Origin of the sequence: Rhodopseudomonas sp. BAL398 (assembly GCF_033001325.1) — a bacterium.
Lineage (GTDB): Bacteria > Pseudomonadota > Alphaproteobacteria > Rhizobiales > Xanthobacteraceae > JARJEH01.
Genome location: NZ_CP133111.1, coordinates 5802975 through 5820135, shown reverse-complemented (window position 1 = coordinate 5820135; position 17161 = coordinate 5802975). Strand labels below are relative to the sequence as shown.

The following is a 17161-nucleotide window of genomic DNA, read 5'->3' as shown; positions in this document are numbered from 1 at the left end:
CGCAGCCGACCCGCCGGACCGGTGGCGGGTCAGGCCGGCGCCCTGGTCGATGCATCCGACGACAGCGCGCTTGGGCTCGGCGGGGTCGGTTTGTCGCGCAGCGCGATGTAGATCGCCGGGATCACCAGGACGGTGAGCAGCGTCGACGACGCCAGCCCGAACAGCAGGGAGATCGCCAGGCCCTGGAAAATCGGATCGAGCAGGATGGTGGCGGCGCCGATCATCGCCGCCAGCGCGGTCAGCAGGATCGGCTTGAACCGCACCGCGCCGGCTTGCAGCACCACCTCGCGCAGCGTCTTGCCCTCGCCGCCCGAATGCCGGATGAAATCAACGAGCAGAATCGAGTTGCGCACGATGATGCCGGCGAGCGCGATGAAGCCGATCATCGAGGTGGCGGTGAACGGCGCGCCGAGCAGCCAATGGCCGATCAGGATGCCAATCAGCGTCAGCGGGATCGGGGTCAGGATCACCAGCGGCAGCTTGAAGCTTCTGAACTGCGCCACCACCAGCACGTAGATGCCGAGGATCGCCGCGCCGAACGCCGCGCCCATGTCGCGGAAGGTGACCCAGGTGATCTCCCATTCGCCGTCCCACAGCAGCGTCGGATGGGATTCGTCCTCGGGCTGGCCGTGCAGGCTGATCGCCGGCTTCGGCAGCTTGCCCCAGTCATGGGCCTCGATCAGCCGGTCAACCTCCAGCAAACCGTAGAGTGGCGCCTCGAATTTTCCGGCGAGTTCGGCCATCACCATGTCGGCGAAACGGCCGTCGCGGCGGAAGATCAAGGGCGAACCGACCTCACGGGTCGCCTTCACCAGCTGGCCGAGCTCGACCACGGTCTTGGCGCCCGGCAGCGTATTGGCCGGCACCGGCGTCGACGCCAGCGCCTCGTTCCATTCCAGGTCGCGCTTCGGCAGGCCCACCGTGATCTCGATCGGGTTGCGATCCTCGCCGCGATGCGAATAGCCGATCGGCATGCCGCCGAACAGCGTCTGGATGGTGTCGTAGACGTCCTTCTGCTCGACGCCGAAGAATTCCAGCCGGTCCTGATCGATCGACAGCCGCAGCCGCGGCCGCGGTTCGCCGATCGAATCGTCGACATCGACGATGAACGGCACCTGCTTGAAGATCTTCTTCACTTCCGCCGTCACCGCGCGGCGGGTCTTGGCGTCGGGGCCGTAGATTTCGGCCAGCAGCGTCGACAGCACCGGCGGACCGGGCGGCACTTCGACGACCTTGACGCTGCTGCCGGCGGGCACGTCGAGCGCCTTCAGCCGCTCGCGCAGATCGAGCGCGATCGCATGGCTGGCGCGGCTGCGATCACCACGCTCGGCGAGGTTGACCTGCAGCTCGCCGAGCTCGGGACGCTCGCGCAAGTAATAGTGCCGCACCAGGCCGTTGAAGTTGAACGGCGCCGGGGTTCCGGCATAGCTCTGCACCGAGGTGATCTCCGGCAGGCCGCGGGCGATGTCGGCGGCGGCAAACAGCGTGCGTTCGGTGTCCTCCAGCGTCGCGCCTTCCGGCAGATCGACCACCACGGCGATTTCCGACTTGTTGTCGAACGGCAAGAGCTTCACCGTCACCGACTTGGTATAGAACAGCACCATCGAGGCCAGCGTGGCGATGCCGACGCCGATCAGGAAGATCCAGGCTGCGCGCCGGCTGCGCACCACCGGCCCGGCAAAGCGCCGGTAAAGCCGGCCGAGCCGGCCTTCGTCGTGATCGCCATGGGGCGCGATGGCCGCGCCCTGTTTCGGCGCCAGTCGCAGCATCAGCCACGGCGCCACCACCATCGCCACGAAAAACGAGAACAGCATCGCCGCCGAGGCATTGGCGGGGATCGGCGCCATATAGGGCCCCATCAGCCCGGACACGAACAGCATCGGCAGCAAGGCCGCCACCACGGTCAGCGTCGCGATCACGGTGGGATTGCCGACCTCGGCCACCGCCTCGATGGTGGCCTGCAGCCGAGGCCGGCCATCCTTCATCCCCCAGTGCCGGGCGATGTTCTCGACGACCACGATGGCGTCGTCGACCAGGATGCCGATGGAAAAGATCAGCGCGAACAGGCTGACGCGGTTGATGGTGTAGCCCATCAGATTGGCGGCAAACAGCGTCAGCAGGATGGTGGTCGGGATCACCACCGCGGTCACCACCGCCTCGCGCCAGCCGATCGCGATCGCGATCAGCACCACGATCGAGATCGTGGCGATGCCGAGATGCAGCAAGAGTTCGTTGGCCTTGTCGTTGGCGGTCTCGCCATAGTCGCGGGTGACGGTGACGGCGACGTCGCTCGGGATCAGCCGGCCTTTGAGGTTTGCGAGCCGATCCTTGATGTTCTTCGACACCACCACGGCATTGGCGCCGGCGCGCTTGGCCAGCGCGAGGCTCACCGCCGGTACGCGGTCCCATTTGCCGCCGCCGTCGCGGGCGTCGTTCCAGACCCGGTGCTCGGCCGCATTCGGTCCGACGATCACCGAGGCGACGTCCTTGACATAGACCGGGCGATTGTCGCGGGTCGATATCAGCAACAGCCCGATATCGGGAATGCCCATCAGCGTCTGCCCGGCCGAGACGCTGCGCATCGTGCCGGCGTCGCGCACCTGGCCGGCGAGGAACGAGCGATTGGCGTCCTTCACCTTGGCGACGAGCTGTTGCAGCGTCACGCCGTACAGCGACAGTTTCTCCGGGTCGGGCTCGACCCGGATCTGCTGGGCGCCGCCGCCGGAAATATAGGTCAGCCCGACGCTGTCGACCTTCATCAGTTCGGAGCGCAGCTTGTCGGCGAGTTCGTAGAGATCCTTGTCGGTCCAGCGCGCGGCCGCCTCCGGCTTCGGCGACAGCGTCAACACCGTGACGGCGACGTCATTGATGCCGCGACCGACGATCAACGGCTCCGGGATGCCGACCGGTATGCGGTCGAGATTGGCGCGGATCTTCTCGTGGACCCGCAGGATCGCGTCGTCGGACGAGGTCCCGACCAGGAACCGCGCGGTCACCAGCACCCGATCGTCCTCGGTCTGGCTGTAGACATGCTCGACGCCGTCGATGCCCTTGACGATCGCTTCCAGCGGCTTGGTGACGAGTTCGACCGCGTCGGGGCCGTGCAAGCCGTCGGCGTTGACGCGGATGTCGACCATCGGCACGCTGATCTGCGGCTCCTCCTCACGCGGAATCGCGAACAGCGCAATCAACCCCACGACCAGCGACGCCAGCAGAAACAGCGGCGTCAGCGGCGAATTGATGGTGGCCTTGGTCAGTCGGCCAGACAGTCCGAGATTCACGGTTGCACCAGTCTGTCGCCGTCGCGTAGCCCGGAGAGAATTTCGAGGCCGTCGGGCATTTCGGGCGTCGGATGTTCGCGGCCGCGCTGCACCGGCACCGCGACACTGCGGCCCGGCTCGCCGATATGCACGTAGTCGATCCCGAATTCGGTGGTGACGTAACGCGCCGGAATTACGAAAGCGTCGCGGTCACCGCCGGAAATCCACACCCGCAGCCGGTCGCCGACGAAATATTGCGGCAATCCCTCGACCGTCGCATCCGCCACCACGCGACCATCCTCGATCTGCGGATAGACCAGATCGATGGTGCCGAATTTCGCGGCCTTGTCGCCGAATTCGGTGCCGTCGACGCGAACCTTGTCGCCCTTCTTGAGGAAACGCGCATGCCGCTCCGGCACCCGCAGCCGCAGCTTGTAGTGCTGCTGCGCCACGGTCACGATCTGATCGCCAGGCAGCACGACCGAACCGACGGTCACCATCTTCTTCAGCACCCGGCCGTCATCGGGCGACAGCACCTGGCCTTCGTTGAATTGCTGCTGCACCACCGCGCGCTCCGCGGTCTTGGCGCGCAGACCGTTCTGGGCGACGTTGAGCGCGGTGCGCGCCTCGTCGAGCTTGACCCGCGGCAGCGTGCCGCGTTCGACCAAGCCGTTGATGCGGTCGAAATCGATCTGCGCCTGGCTGGCCTGGGCCTGCAGCGCCTGGATCTGGGCGTCGAGCGAGCGCATCTGCAATGCCAGCTTGTCGTCGCCGATGGAGGCGATCTCCTGGCCGCGGGTGACGCTGTCGCCTTCGCGGACTTTGAGCGATATCACGGTCCCGCCGATGCGGCTGCGCGCCGGCACCACGCTGATGCTCTCCACGGTGGCGAACACCGCCTTCTCGTCGGCGACGCTATGGGACGCAACGGTGAATGTGTCCGCATGAGCCGCTGTGGGGCCCGACGCGATCGTGGCCAGCAGGCCGATTGCCATCAAAACGCGCATGTTCACCTTACGCCTTCGCCGATATTTTCTTGGATTTCTTGCCGACATCCGGCGGGCAGAACACGCGATACAGCGTGGTCAGCACGTCGCGCGCCGGCTCGCTGGCGATCGAATAATAGATCGTCTGCGCATCGCGCCGCGCCGTTACCAGCGCGTCCTTGCGCAGCAGCGCCAGATGTTGAGACACTGCGGAATCCCGCAAACCAAGCAGCTCCGCGAGGTGCCCGACCGATTGCTCGCCATCGATCAACTGGCACAGGATCAGCAACCGGTGCCGGTTCGACAACGCCTTGAGCAGATCGCTGGCTTGATCGGCGGCGGCTTCCATCATCTCGATATCTAATTTCATAGTTGCATATATACAGATATTAGAATATACGTCAAGCGTCATTCAGCCGTCGGGCAAGTCCCCGACCTAGCAAAGGGAGACCGCGATGAATCTCGATCAAGCCGTCCTCGGCTTCGCCGGAACCATAGTGCTACTCGGTCTGGCTCTAGGCTGGTTCGTCAGCCCTTATTGGCTGCTGCTGAGCGCATTCGCCGGACTCAACATGATCCAGGCCTCGTTCACCGGGTTCTGTCCGGCAGCGATGGTGTTCAAGAAACTCGGCCTCAGCAATGGCTGCGCGTTTTCCTGAGCGACTGGCAAGTCAAACGCTTCAAGCCTCAACGGCGACAGACGCTCAGCTGCGTCATTGCGAGAAGCGCAGCGACGAAGCAATCCAGGACCGCACAGGCCGCCCCTGGATTGCTTCGCATTCTGACAGCGCTGCGCGCTGCCCTCGGCTCGCAATGACGAACCCAACACTCTGATTTGCTGAGCTGAACTCCGCCAAGCTCTGCGCCCCAATACAAAGCAGGCCACGATGAACGTGGCCTGCCATGTTGCTACCAAGCTCCGGCGTGCGCCGGCTCAGACTTTTTCGGTCGCGCCGTCGGCGTCGAGCCAGCCCTTGAAGGCGCCGAGATTGCGCACGTCGCTATAGCCCATGTCCTTCAGGGTCTTGCCGACCAGCGCCGAGCGACCGCCCGACGCGCAATAGGCGATCACGGTCTTGGCGCGATCGAAGGCGGCGTCGTGCAGCGGCGATGCCGGATCGGCGCGAAATTCAACCAGACCCCTGGGGACCGACAGCGCGCCCTGCACCTTGCCGGCGGCCGCAAGCTCGGCCGGTTCGCGGACGTCGAGAAACAGCACGTTGGGTTGGCCGAGCAATGCCTTGGCATCGGCCGGGCTGATCCGCGGCACTTCGGCGTCGGCTTCCGCCACCATCATCTGGACTGTCTTCATCGCGAGTTCTCCAAGTGTTCAACGAGTTTTCGACAAGTGATCGACAATTGAACCGAGGACAATTGCATACTCGCGCTTAGCGCCGATGGCCACCGTCAATTTGAACCGCAATTGCAGTTGCAGCCGCCGTCCTTGTCATGGCCTTCGTTTCCGTCATGGGCGTGGCCCTCATGATCGTCGGGCGCGGGCGCGGCGAGCGTTCCGGCCAGGTAGTTGACCACGGCGGTTGCCGGATCGGTCTCCGAGGTCGCGACCGCCTTGACGCCGCGCGACGCCATCCGGCTGATGAAGCCGGCGCCGGCGCTACCCGCGATCACCACCTGCACGGCATCCAGCGGATGCGCGCCCTCGCCGCGAAATTCATGGATCGATTGATCCTTCGGCAGATCGAGACGCGCCACTTCCTGCGGCGGGCGGCCCGGCTCGGCATCGAACACCATGAAGCGGCGGGTCATGCCGGCATGGCCGGTGATGGTGCGGAAGTTCTGGCTGGCGATGGCGATACGCATGATGAGTCCAATCAAAATTGCGCCGCTACGGCGCATGGGTCTGGGGATTCTTGGCAGGGCCGCATTCGGGCCTCGCCAACATTTGAGTAGATCAGGCCTTGCCGATACGAATCTTGTCGTCGGAAACAAATTCGTAAGGCACCAACGCCAGGTTAAGTGGCGCTGGCCCGAGCCGGATCCGGCCCGAGGAATCATATTGCGAGCCGTGGCACTGGCAGAACCAGCCATCGAAATTGCCCTGATGCTCGGTCGGGATGCAGCCCAGATGGGTGCAGATCGCCGACACCACCAGCCATTGTTCGTGGCCGGGCAGAACCCGCGCCGAATCAGGCTGCGGATCGCGCATCGATTGCCAATCGGCGGTTTGCGCCGCTTCGATTTCCTTTGGGGTGCGATGATTGATGAAAATCGGCTGGCCGCGCCAGAACACCTTGATCACCTGCCCGACCGCCAGCGGCGCTAGATCGACCTCGAGCGGAAAGCCCGCGGCGACAGTGGAGGCGTCGGGGTTGAATTGCGAGATCATCGGCCAGGCCACGGCCGCGGCGCCGACCGCGGCGACCGCCCCGGTGGCAATGTAGAGGATATCGCGGCGGCTTGGCTCGACTGGAATGGCAGTCATGTCGTTCTCCTGTTGGCGGATGGCCGCTCAGCGGGCGGCCATTGGGTCGAAACGGTTAGGTCATGGTCGCTCACGCCTTGCGCAGCTCGCCGGCGGCGCGCGCCAGGATCGCGACCAATTCGGCTTCGGCGTCGGGATTGTCGGCCAGCCGCTTGCCGGCGACGTCGCGCAGATTGATCAGCGCGGCGCGTAGCAAGGGCGGCAAATCGGATTGCGCGTCATTGGCGCGCTCGGCGTCCTCGCTGTCGCGCTGGAGCAGCATCGATGTGCGCGCGCCGAACGCCGCCAGCCGATCCAGCACCGCGTCGGCGATGGCGCGATTGTCGGCCAGATTGGCGCTGCCCCGCGGGGTGATCACATAGAGCTTCTTGGCGCCTTCGGGCTGCGAGGTCAGGAAGCCGACCTCTTCGAGAAAGGTCAGCGTCGGATAGACCACGCCGGGGCTCGGGGCGTAGGCGCCGACGGTAGTTTCCTCGAGCACCTTGATGATGTCGTAGCCGTGGCGCGGCTGTTGTTCGATCAATGCCAAGGCGATCAGTTTCAGGTCACCCTGCGCCAGCATCCGGCCGACGCGCATCTCGCCGCCGCGTCCGCCGCGCCAGCCAAATCCACGCCCTCGGCCACCACAGCCGCCGCCGGAACCACAATTTCGCTGATCTGCCACGGGCTACCTTTCAAAAGATATAGCTTAAGATAGAACTCGTAGCAGACTTGTACAGATATATCTTTGGCTATGTCTGCGGTCGGCACTCCTGATGTTGACCGGGCGGTCTTTCGTTTGCCGGTACGCCCGTAGGCGGAAGCGCGCGGCGCCCGTAATGGCACCGCGCGTATGCGATGGCGTGGGATCAGCGATAGCGGCCCATCCCCATGCCGCCGCCCATGCGTCCCATGCCGCGGCCGCCGCCGGTGCCGTCGAGCGCGGCGCGGCAGGATCGCGACAGCGACGAGCGATGGCTGACGAGGCAATTGCGCACGCCGCGGTTACCGTGCCGCAGACCGGCACAATGAATGTTGATATCGCGGGCGCACATCTGCCCGACCGGGCCACTGCCATTGCCGCCGCCGCGGAATTGCGCGGCGGCGGGATCGCTCGATGCGACAGACAGAGCGGCGAACAGCGCGGAAGCGATCAGTAGGGTTTTGGTCATCGTCATTCTCCGTTTTCGTTGTTACTCAGAATCAGGTTGGCTGTGCGGATCACTGCGGCCCGGCGCGGCGCCGACCCCAGCCGGTATTGTCGAGCGCCATGCGGCATCCCTCGCTGAGCTTGCTGCGGGAATTGTCCAGGCATTGCCGGACCAATCCGGTGCCATGCTCGATCCCGGCGCAATTGTCGGCGATTTCGGTCATGCACAGCCGCGCCACCGGACCCATGCCCGGCCCCATGTCGGGGCCGGTGCCTTCGACCGCGGCCACGCAGTTTTCGCTGAGATCCTTTTCATGGCCCTTGAGGCAGACCCAAGCGGCCGGACCGCGTGGCGTCGCGGTGCAATAGGCATCGATCTCCTTGGCGCATAGCGCGGTGAGGACGCCCATCTGGCTGCCTCCCCCGCCGCCCCTGCCGAAGCCCGGCCCGCCACCGGGGCCGCCAGGACCCGGACCTTGCGCCAAGGCCGGAAACGACAACGCGGCGACAACGGCGCCGAGTGCGAGAATGCTATATGGTTTGCTGCTCATCTGAAGTCTCCCAAGATTGATTGTCGGGCAGACACTAGGAGCGCGGCTCTGTCGCGACCCTGAAAGCCATCGTCAGCTTGCCGTAAGGTCCCGTGGCGCAAGAATGACGTCCTGCTGGCCCGTGATGCGGGCCCACACCTCTCGCAAATGCAGGATTGATCATGCCCCGGATCACCACATCGTCGCTCGCGGCCGTGATGCTGGCGCTGCTGCCGATATCGGCGGTGGCGCAGATCGACGCGCCGCCCGCGGCGCCTTGCGCGCTACGCGGCGACGCCCCGGTCGAGACCACCGCGGCGATGCAGCGACTATTGGCCAAGATCAAGGCGCGCTATCCGAAAGCCAGTATTCTGAGGATCGACCGCACCTCGCAGGATCTCGAAGGCAGGATTCTGACCTACATGGTCAAGGTGTTTCCGCCCGACGGCCGGATTGTGTGGCTGAAGTTCGACGCCAGAACGCTCGAGCCGCTGGACGGCGCCAGCGCAGAGTCCGGCGGCAGACGCGACTGCAAGATTGGCCACTCGTAACCCGGCGAGCGGCATGAGCGCGGGAGCGCAGCTTGCGAATTTTACTGATCGAAGATGATATCAGGCTGGCGCGGCAGATCGCCGATGCGCTGGGCCATGCCGGCTACATGGTCGATCACAGCACCGATGGCGAGGACGGCTGGTTTCGCGGCGACAGCGAGGACTACGATGCCGTCATTCTCGATCTCGGCCTGCCGGTGATCGACGGATTGTCGGTGTTGCGGCGTTGGCGCAGCGCCAAACGTGCGATGCCGGTGCTGATCCTGACCGCGCGGGCGTCGTGGCGGGAAAAGGTGGTGGGGCTACGCGAAGGCGCCGACGATTATCTCGCCAAACCGTTCGAGATCGAGGAGCTCCGGGCGCGGCTCGAGGCGCTGATCCGCCGCGCCTCCGGCCATGCCGCGGCCGAAATCAGCTCCGCCGGCCTGTGCCTCGACCCATCGTCGCAGCGCATCAGCCGCGACGGCGCGCCGCTCGACCTCACCGCGCTGGAATATCGCGCGCTGGCCTATCTGATGATGCACAATGGCAAGGTCGTCTCCAAGACCGAACTCACCGAACATATCTATGGGCAGGACGACGATCGCGATTCCAATGTGATCGAGGTGTTGATCAACCGGCTGCGCAAGAAGGTCGGCGCCGAATTGATCCGCACCCGCCGCGGTCAGGGTTACGAGATCGGCGCGCAACAGCCATGACGCACGCGCCCTCGCTCCGGTTTCGTCTGGTCATCGCCTCGTTGGCCTGGATCGTGGTGTCGCTCGCCATCACCGGCGTGCTGCTGGTCTGGCTGTTTCGTTCTCACATCGAACAGCGCTTCGACCGCACGCTCTACGATCATCTGGAAGAGCTGGCGGCGGGCGCCGAGATCGGCGCCGATGGCGCCCCCACATTGTCGTGGGAGCCCGCCGATCCGCGGTTTCAGCCGGCGCTATCCGGCTGGTATTGGGAAATTCTGGCCGACGGCGGGATCCTGCGCGCGTCGCCCTCGCTGAGCGGCCGGTCGCTCGGCGTCCCCGGCCCGGGTGTCGGACAACCCCACGCCTATCGCTATGTCAAAGGTCCGGCGGGCGAGAATCTGCGGCTGATCGTGCAGGACATCGTGCTGCCGGGACGGCCGCAGCCGCTGACGGTGCTGGTCGCCGGGCCATGCACCGACATCCATACCGACGTCCGCCGCTTCGCCGGCAATCTGGCGCTGTCGCTCGGGGTGCTCGGGCTCACGCTGGGCGTCCTGGTGCTGTTGCAGGTCGGCTATGGGTTGCGGCCGCTGCGCCATGTGCGATCGGCGCTGAACGCCATCCGGCTCGGATCGCGCGACCAGCTCGCCGAGCGCGACAGCCCCGCCGAGGTGCTGCCGCTGATCCAGGAGATCAACGCTCTGTTGCGGCAGCGGCAGGCGATGATCGAACGCGCTCGCGAACAGGCCGGCGACCTCGCCCACGCGCTGAAGACGCCGATCGCGGTGATCAGCAACGAGGCCGGCCAACTCGACGAGCAAGCCGGCGGCATCATCAAGGCCGAGATCAGCAAGATGCGCCAGGCGGTCGAGCATCATTTGGTGCGCGCCCGTGCCGCCGCCGGTTTCCGCTCGCCGCATGCCCGCGCGGCGCTCGACGGCGTGCTGGCCGACGTGCAGTTCAGCCTGAAGCGGCTGTATCCGGAACGCGCCATCACGGTCGCCACGCAAGCGGATGCATGCTTCGCCGGCCAGGCCGACGATCTCGGCGAGATGATCGGCAACCTCGCCGACAATGCCGGCAAATGGGCCCGCGAGCGGATCGAGATCGGCGCGGCCGTCGCCGGCGAACGACTTGCCGTCACCATCGACGATGACGGCCCGGGCCTCGACGCCGCGGGCCGGACCGCGGCACTCGCGCGCGGCGGCCGGCTCGACACCGACAAGCCGGGCCACGGGCTTGGCCTGTCGATCGTGGCACATCTGGCCGAGCTCTATGGCGGTCGGCTGACGCTGTCGCCCTCGCCGCTCGGCGGGCTGCGCGCCGAACTGGACCTGCCGGCCGGTTGAGCCGAGCCAACCCTCCAGAATCAATCGATTGAACCGAACGATTTAACGCATATTATGCGTTGGATCGATTGATCGATTATTGTGATGGTCGGCCGAGAGAGCAATCAAAGGAACTCGGTCATGAACGCACTGGTCCGCAACCCAACTTTGCCACACGCGGCCAGCGAGCCACAGGCGCCGCCGCTCGCCACCGGCATCTGGCCGGGCCTGTTGCTGGCGGCGATCGTCACCGCCGCCGCCTATGCGCTGCGGCAATTGCCCGGCGCGACATTTTTCAGCCCGATGATTCTGGCGATCGTGATCGGGATCGCGTTTCAGAACGTGATCGGCACACCGCACAAGGCCCACGCCGGCGTCGCCTTCGCGCTGCGCCGGCTGCTTCGCCTGGCCATCGTGCTGCTCGGCCTGCAGCTGACCGCCGCGCAGGTCGCCGCCGTCGGCGGCAAAGGCATCGCAGTGATCGCGCTGACGCTGGTCGCGACCTTTCTGTTCACCACCTGGCTCGGCCGCCTGCTCGGCGTCGATCGCAAGCTCACCGAACTGATCGCCGCCGGCACCTCGATCTGCGGCGCCTCGGCGGTGATCGCCACCAATACGGTCACGCAAGCGCATGACGAGGACGTCGCCTATGCGATCGCCTGCGTCACCGTGTTCGGCTCGATCGCGATGTTCGTCTATCCGCTGCTGCCCGGCCTGCTGGCGCTGAGCCCGCATGGCTACGGCTTGTGGGCGGGCGCCTCGATCCACGAAATCGCCCAGGTGGTGGCGGCCGGATTCCAGAACGGCCGCGACTCCGGCGAATTCGCCACCATCGCCAAACTGTCCCGCGTCATGCTGCTGGCGCCGGTGGTGATCGCGCTGGGGTTGTTGGCGGCACGGCGGCTGCGCCGCCACGGCCACGCCGCGAACTCGGCCAAGGCGCCGATGCCGTGGTTCGTGTTCGGCTTCATCGCCATGGTCGGCCTCAACAGCCTGGTCGCCATTCCGCCCGAAATCAAATCCGGGATCGCCAGCGCGACCACTTTGCTACTGGCGATGGCGCTGGCGGCGATGGGGCTCGAAACCAAGATCGACAAGTTGCGCGCCAAGGGGTTGCGGCCGCTGCTGCTGGGGCTTGCCGCCGCGCTGTTCATTTCCAGCTTCAGCCTGATGCTGGTCAAGATTACCATGTGATGAAAGTCCCTGATGAGGCCGCATGACGCTTGAACAATTGCGCATCTTCGTCGCCGTGGCGGCGCGGGAGCACGTCACCCAGGGCGCGCGCGACCTCAATCTGACGCAATCGGCCACCAGCGCGGCGATCGCCGCGCTGGAAGCGCAATATGCCACGCGCTTGTTCGATCGGATCGGCCGGCGCATCGCCTTGACCGAGGCCGGGCGGGTGTTTCTGGTCGAGGCGCGGGCGGTGCTGGCGCGCGCCGCCGCGGCCGAAACCGTGCTGACCGATCTTGCCGGATTGAAAAGCGGCTCGTTGATCCTGGCCGCGAGCCAGACCGTCGCCAATTACTGGCTGCCGCCGATGATCGGCCGCTATCAGGCCCGACATCCGGGCATCGCCATCAAGGTCATGATCGGCAATACCGAGGCGGTCGCCGGGCTGGTCCAGGAGGGCGCCGCCGATATCGGTTACATTGAGGGCGCGATCGATGATCCGACGCTGTCGATCTCGCCGGTGGCCGATGACGACCTGGTGCTGGTGGTCCATCCCGCGCATCCCTGGGCGACGCGCGCGCCGCTGCCGCGCAATTTCGCCACCGCGCGCTGGATCCTGCGCGAGCGCGGTTCAGGGACCCGATCGATGTTCGAAGCCGCGCTGCCTGGCCTCGGCGTCGATCCGCGCCAGTTGAACGTCGCGCTGGAACTGCCCTCCAACGAAGCGGTGCGCTCGGCGGTCGAAGCCGGCGCCGGCGTGACGGTGGTGTCGCGGCTGGTCGTCGCGGCCGCGATCAAGGCCGGAACGCTGGTCGCGGTCGACGTCGCGATGCCGAAACGGCAATTCTTCACGCTGCGGCACAAGGAGCGCTATGTGACGCAGGCCGGGCAGGAATTCGACCGGCTGGTCGCGGAAGGTGTGCCGCCCGCTCAGGTCAGCCAGGCGACGATCGCGTTGATCTGATCCGCGGCGGAGGCGATCAAGCCGTCATAGCTGGTCTGCCCCTGCGCTGCCGCCTTGAGAATGCATTCGGCCAGATGAGCCTTCACCGCCGGCGTGGCGTGTTCAAGCGGCACGCGCTTCATCACCTCTTCAAGCGCGGTTCTCATCAGCTGAATCAGATACGGATCAAACTGAGGCATCGCCGTCACCTCTCGTCATCGCGCCGACGCGGATCGACTTCGACATGGCCCGTCGTGGTCGAGGGTCGGTCGACGCCGACCGCAGCATGAACCTGAATGGGGAGAAACTTTGGCTCGCCGCGACGCGTGGTGCGCAGTCACGGGATTTTGTCGCCCGGCGGTGCCGGCTCACGCGGATGCGCGCGATTGCGCGACGATCCATTGTGCGATCGGCGGCCAATGCTCTTGCAATGTCCGCGCGCCCATGAACAGACCGATGTGACCGCCCGGCACCGTCTTGTGCATGATGCGATCGGCTGGCGTTCCGAGATATTTGGCCGCATCGAGCACCTGCTCGGGCGTGGTGATATCGTCGCTGGCGCCCGCCAGCAGATAGGCCGGACAGGTGATGTCGCGCAGATTGAGCTTGCGGCCAAGGCCGACGAACTCGCCCTTGGCCAGCCTGTTCTCCTTGAACAATTGGGTGATCACCTGAATGTACCAGCGCCCCGGCAGGTCGATCGGGTTTTCATACCAGCTCTCGAACGTCTCCTCCTTGGCCAGATAGCCGGGTTCGTCGATGTGTTCGTACAGATCGATGTAGTCCTGAATATAATGCTGCTGCGGATGCATGTTCTTCCAGCCCCGCAACATGAATTTGCCCTTCATCAGGCCGCCGCCGAGACCGACCAGCTCCTGATAGAACGAGGCCGGAGATTTGTGGGCCATCCGCTTGATCGGGCCGTCACCGGCGTCGGTGTCGATCGGCGCCCCGGCCAGCACCAATGCGTTGACCTTGTCGGGAAATCGCGCGGCGATCATCGCCGAGACCCAACCGCCCTGACACAGCCCGACCAGATTGACCCGGCCGCCGAGGTCGTCGATCGCCACCACCATCTCGGCGAGGTAGTTGTCGATCTCCAGATCCTTCATGTCGTCGGTGGCCGACTTCCAGTCGGTCAAGGCGACGTGTCCGATGCCGTTGGCCAGCAGCGTCTCCACCAGGCTCTGGCCCTTGTGATAATCGGCGATCATTGCGGTGTGGCCGGCATGCGGCGCGTCGACCAGCGTGGGAATGCCGCCCGGCGTGCCATAGTCGCGCAGCACCATGGTGCGCAGATCGAGCCGGACCCGGTTCGGCGTCGCCAATTGCGGCCGCAGATTGCCGTGGATCTTGATCTCCTCGTCCACGAATTTGAGGTTCTTGGCGACGAGAGCGGTGCCTTGCTCGAACATCGTGGCCGCCAGCGACATCGGCCAGAACGCCGGGACGCTGGCCAACGACAGATCGGAGGGCTTCACGGGCGCTTCTTGTTGCATCTTAGCTTCCTTTGATTGCGGAACGGGACGGATCACGCCGAGGCAACGTGGCGCTCGATGCGGCGCAGGTGACGCGACTGCGAACCCCGATGGTCGAGCAGCCGATAGGTCTCGATCTTGATGAGACTGGCCACCACGAACGAGACCAGCGCATAGGCCCAGACCATCAAGGCGAGCTGCCAGCCGGTCGGCGACATGAACCAGCCATAGACGACGACCAGCGTGCCGATCAGCTGCGTCGATTCGCAGGGCACCACAAGCTTCCAGCTCGGCAGCGGCCGTTGCCAGATCGCGCCGGTGTTGCGGGTGAGGTAGATCGTCATGTGGCCGGAGACCAGCAGCTTGAGGAAGATCAGCGGCTGCACCAGCGACGGATCGAGCCCGAGATAGTCGCGCGCGATCCAGAACAAGCCGAAGCTCTCGATCACGCCGTAGACGCCGAGCACCGAGGCGACCACGAGGACGCGCCTCATGTCCCAGCGTACCGGGCCGGGCGCGACCGGGGCGTTGTCATAGGCGATCATCATGATCGGCAGATCGTTGAGCAGGGCCAGCAGCACCACCATCACCGCGGTAACCGGGTAGAAATTGAACACCAGAATGCTGGCGGTCATGAACAGCAGCAACCTAATGGTCTCGGCGATGCGATAGATCGCGTAGCTGTTCATCCGCTCGAAAATGCGGCGCGCCTCCTCGATCGCGGCGGCGATCACCGACAGGCCCGGCGCGGTCAGTACCAGATCGGCGGCGGCGCGTGCAGCGTCGGTCGCCCCGCTGACCGCGATGCCGTCGTCGGCCTGCTTCAGCGCCGGGGCATCATTGACGCCATCGCCGGTCATGCCGACGATATACCCGGCGTCCTGCAGCGTCTTGACGATTTTGAATTTGTGCTCCGGAAACACCCTCGCGAAGCCATCGGCGGCGACGATCCGTGCCAATTGCCCGGCAGCGTCGGCCTGCGCGAACACACTGTCGGCGACGACGATGTTCTTGCCAAGTTGCAGCTTGCCGGCGATTTCGCTGGCGATTGCCTCGTGATCGCCGGTGACCATCTTGATGTCGACACCCATCGCGCGAATCGCCCCGATGGTCTCGGCACAATCGTCGCGCGGCGGATCGAACATCGGCAATAGTCCGAGAAACCGCCATTCGCCGTCGGCGTCGGTGCGGGCCACCGCGAGCGTGCGAAAACCGCGCAAGGCGTCGCGCTCGACCGCCGCGGCCACCGTCCGGGCCTGTTCGGCGCCGGGGCCACAGAGCGCGGAGATCGCCTGAGGCGCGCCTTTGGCGACCCGAAAGCGCCTGCCGTCGCGTTCGACCTCGGCCTCGGCGCGCTTGGCGACCGGGTCGAACGGCTGGAAGCTCAGCACACGATAGCTGTCGAGCACGTCAGCCGCGGGCGCGCCGGCGAGAATCGCCTGATCGATCGCATCCGGCGCATCGCGGCGCGACGCCAGCGCAGCCGAAAGGATCAGGTCGTCGCGGCTGACGCCTTGCATCGGTTCGAGATCGCCCAGCGTCAGTTCGTTCTTGGTCATGGTGCCGGTCTTGTCGCTGCACAGCATGTTCATGCCGGCCATTTCCTCGATCGACACCAGCCGCGATACGATCGCCTTCATCCGCGCCAGCCGCTCCGCGCCGACCGCCATGGTCACCGACAGCACCGCCGGCAAAGCCACGGGAATCGAGGCCACCGTCAGAATCAGCGCAAATTCCAGCGTCTCTGCCCAGGGATCGTGGCGGAACAAGGCGGCCAGCGCGATCACCAGCACTAGGCCGACCGTCATCAGGATCAGGAAATTGCCGATCCGCAGCACCGCGCGCTGGAAATGCGAGACCGTCGTCGCCTGCTGCACCAGGCCCGCGGTTTTGCCGAAATAGGTCTTCGTTCCGGTGGCGGTGACGGTCCCGATCATTTCGCCCTGCTTGGCGATCGAGCCGGAATAGACGTCGTCGCCGACCTTCTTGTCGACGGGGAGCGATTCCCCGGTCAGCGCCGACTGGTCGACGCTGAGATAGGAGCCGGAAACGAGCTTGAGATCGGCCGGCACGATGTTGCCGAGCTTGACCAGCACCGCATCGCCGGGGACCAGGGTTGTCGCCTCGACGTCCTTCCAGACGCCGTCGCGGCGGACGCGCGCTTTCAGCGCCAGCCGCTGCTTGAGCAGGGCCACCGCGTTGTCGGCCTTGAACTCCTGCCAGAAGCCGACGCCGGCATTGATGATCAGCATGGTCAGGATGATGACGAGATCGGCCCAGTGCCTCAGCACCGCAGACAACAGCGCGGCAATCTCGATCATCCAGGGGATCGGCCCCCAGAAGAAATGCATCAGCCGCTCGACGACTCCGACGCGGTGTTCGGCGAGGGCGTTCTCGCCATATTGGCTGAGCCGCCGAGCAGCCTCGGCTTCGGTCAATCCGTGGCCTTGATTGTCAATCTGACCGCCGACCGTATCGCCCGGCGCGACAATCGCCCGGTCATTCGCGGTTGAACTGAAAGAGTGAGCCGAGCACGCATTTTCGGACATTGTTGTCCCCATTCCAAAGATCTCGTGGCCCCCGAAATCTCGATCATTCCGTGTGGCGCCGGCGGTCCGCGCCAGTGCCATTCCGCCGCGCAGCGATACGGCGTTCATTGT

18 protein-coding genes are annotated in these 17161 nt (G+C 65.4%); 6 read left to right on the top strand and 12 right to left on the bottom strand.

Translation table 11 applies throughout. The features are described 5' to 3' along the window. Window positions 1-29: 29 nt before the first annotated feature. Genes RBJ75_RS27360 through RBJ75_RS27350 form a run of 3 tightly spaced genes read right to left on the bottom strand, consistent with a single transcriptional unit; the run spans window position 30 to window position 4595 of the window. Entirely contained in the window at window positions 30-3281 is a 3252-nt protein-coding gene (locus RBJ75_RS27360; protein WP_044408451.1) for an efflux RND transporter permease subunit, read from the bottom strand. Continuing rightward, the gene (locus tag RBJ75_RS27355; RefSeq protein ID WP_152647656.1) at window positions 3278-4267 is read right to left on the bottom strand and encodes an efflux RND transporter periplasmic adaptor subunit; all 990 of its coding nucleotides are present in this window, start codon (window positions 4265-4267) and stop codon (window positions 3278-3280) included. Before RBJ75_RS27355 ends, RBJ75_RS27360 begins: the two co-directional genes overlap by 4 nt. A gap of 7 nt (window positions 4268-4274) precedes the next feature. Beyond that, on the bottom strand, window positions 4275-4595 hold the full coding sequence (locus RBJ75_RS27350) for an ArsR/SmtB family transcription factor (protein ID WP_173427331.1): 321 nt from the start codon (window positions 4593-4595) through the stop codon (window positions 4275-4277). A 106-nt stretch (window positions 4596-4701) separates the two neighbouring features. On the opposite strand from RBJ75_RS27350, the gene RBJ75_RS27345 reads away from it, so the two are divergent. After that, complete coding sequence (locus RBJ75_RS27345) at window positions 4702-4905, top strand: DUF2892 domain-containing protein (protein ID WP_044408443.1); 204 nt, start codon at window positions 4702-4704, stop codon at window positions 4903-4905. A gap of 275 nt (window positions 4906-5180) precedes the next feature. On the opposite strand, the gene RBJ75_RS27340 is transcribed toward RBJ75_RS27345, so the two are convergent. From RBJ75_RS27340 to RBJ75_RS27315, 6 genes are all read right to left on the bottom strand, one after another. Further along, window positions 5181-5558, bottom strand: coding sequence for a rhodanese-like domain-containing protein (locus RBJ75_RS27340; RefSeq protein WP_044408440.1), 378 nt, complete (start codon window positions 5556-5558; stop codon window positions 5181-5183). Window positions 5559-5653: 95 nt separating this feature from the next. Next, window positions 5654-6067, bottom strand: a complete 414-nt coding sequence (locus tag RBJ75_RS27335) for a NifB/NifX family molybdenum-iron cluster-binding protein (protein ID WP_044408438.1) — start codon at window positions 6065-6067, stop codon at window positions 5654-5656. A gap of 91 nt (window positions 6068-6158) precedes the next feature. Then, window positions 6159-6689 (bottom strand): ubiquinol-cytochrome c reductase iron-sulfur subunit, encoded by a 531-nt coding sequence (petA, locus tag RBJ75_RS27330; RefSeq protein ID WP_276156309.1) that lies wholly within the window; start codon window positions 6687-6689, stop codon window positions 6159-6161. A 70-nt stretch (window positions 6690-6759) separates the two neighbouring features. Beyond that, window positions 6760-7266 carry a PadR family transcriptional regulator gene (locus tag RBJ75_RS27325; RefSeq protein ID WP_080901152.1) on the bottom strand — a complete coding sequence of 169 codons (507 nt, stop codon included), beginning with the start codon at window positions 7264-7266 and terminating at the stop codon, window positions 6760-6762. A gap of 271 nt (window positions 7267-7537) precedes the next feature. Then, complete coding sequence (locus RBJ75_RS27320; protein WP_044415019.1) at window positions 7538-7840, bottom strand: hypothetical protein; 303 nt, start codon at window positions 7838-7840, stop codon at window positions 7538-7540. Between the two features lie 49 nt (window positions 7841-7889). Then, complete coding sequence (locus tag RBJ75_RS27315) at window positions 7890-8369, bottom strand: hypothetical protein (RefSeq protein WP_044415013.1); 480 nt, start codon at window positions 8367-8369, stop codon at window positions 7890-7892. Window positions 8370-8530: 161 nt separating this feature from the next. Between RBJ75_RS27315 and RBJ75_RS27310 the strand changes: the two genes are divergently transcribed. From RBJ75_RS27310 to RBJ75_RS27290, 5 genes are all read left to right on the top strand, one after another. After that, window positions 8531-8899, top strand: coding sequence for a hypothetical protein (locus RBJ75_RS27310; protein WP_044415011.1), 369 nt, complete (start codon window positions 8531-8533; stop codon window positions 8897-8899). Between the two features lie 32 nt (window positions 8900-8931). Continuing rightward, the gene (locus tag RBJ75_RS27305; RefSeq protein WP_044415009.1) at window positions 8932-9597 is read left to right on the top strand and encodes a response regulator transcription factor; all 666 of its coding nucleotides are present in this window, start codon (window positions 8932-8934) and stop codon (window positions 9595-9597) included. Next, window positions 9594-10928 (top strand): ATP-binding protein, encoded by a 1335-nt coding sequence (locus RBJ75_RS27300; RefSeq protein ID WP_044415007.1) that lies wholly within the window; start codon window positions 9594-9596, stop codon window positions 10926-10928. The genes RBJ75_RS27305 and RBJ75_RS27300 overlap by 4 nt, the downstream gene beginning before the upstream one ends. A 120-nt stretch (window positions 10929-11048) precedes the next feature. Beyond that, on the top strand, window positions 11049-12101 hold the full coding sequence (locus RBJ75_RS27295; RefSeq protein WP_044415005.1) for a YeiH family protein: 1053 nt from the start codon (window positions 11049-11051) through the stop codon (window positions 12099-12101). 22 nt (window positions 12102-12123) lie between these two features. Beyond that, window positions 12124-13044 (top strand): LysR family transcriptional regulator, encoded by a 921-nt coding sequence (locus RBJ75_RS27290; RefSeq protein ID WP_044415003.1) that lies wholly within the window; start codon window positions 12124-12126, stop codon window positions 13042-13044. Here the strand turns inward: RBJ75_RS27290 and RBJ75_RS27285 are convergent. The 3 genes from RBJ75_RS27285 to RBJ75_RS27275 form a co-directional block, all read right to left on the bottom strand. Then, window positions 13011-13223: a hypothetical protein gene (locus RBJ75_RS27285; RefSeq protein WP_044415001.1), complete on the bottom strand. Its 213-nt coding sequence runs from the start codon at window positions 13221-13223 to the stop codon at window positions 13011-13013. The genes RBJ75_RS27290 and RBJ75_RS27285 overlap by 34 nt on opposite strands. 168 nt (window positions 13224-13391) lie before the next feature. Further along, complete coding sequence (locus tag RBJ75_RS27280) at window positions 13392-14522, bottom strand: alpha/beta fold hydrolase (RefSeq protein WP_044414999.1); 1131 nt, start codon at window positions 14520-14522, stop codon at window positions 13392-13394. A gap of 32 nt (window positions 14523-14554) precedes the next feature. Further along, window positions 14555-16960, bottom strand: coding sequence for a plasma-membrane proton-efflux P-type ATPase (locus RBJ75_RS27275; RefSeq protein WP_234707481.1), 2406 nt, complete (start codon window positions 16958-16960; stop codon window positions 14555-14557). Window positions 16961-17161: the final 201 nt, after the last annotated feature.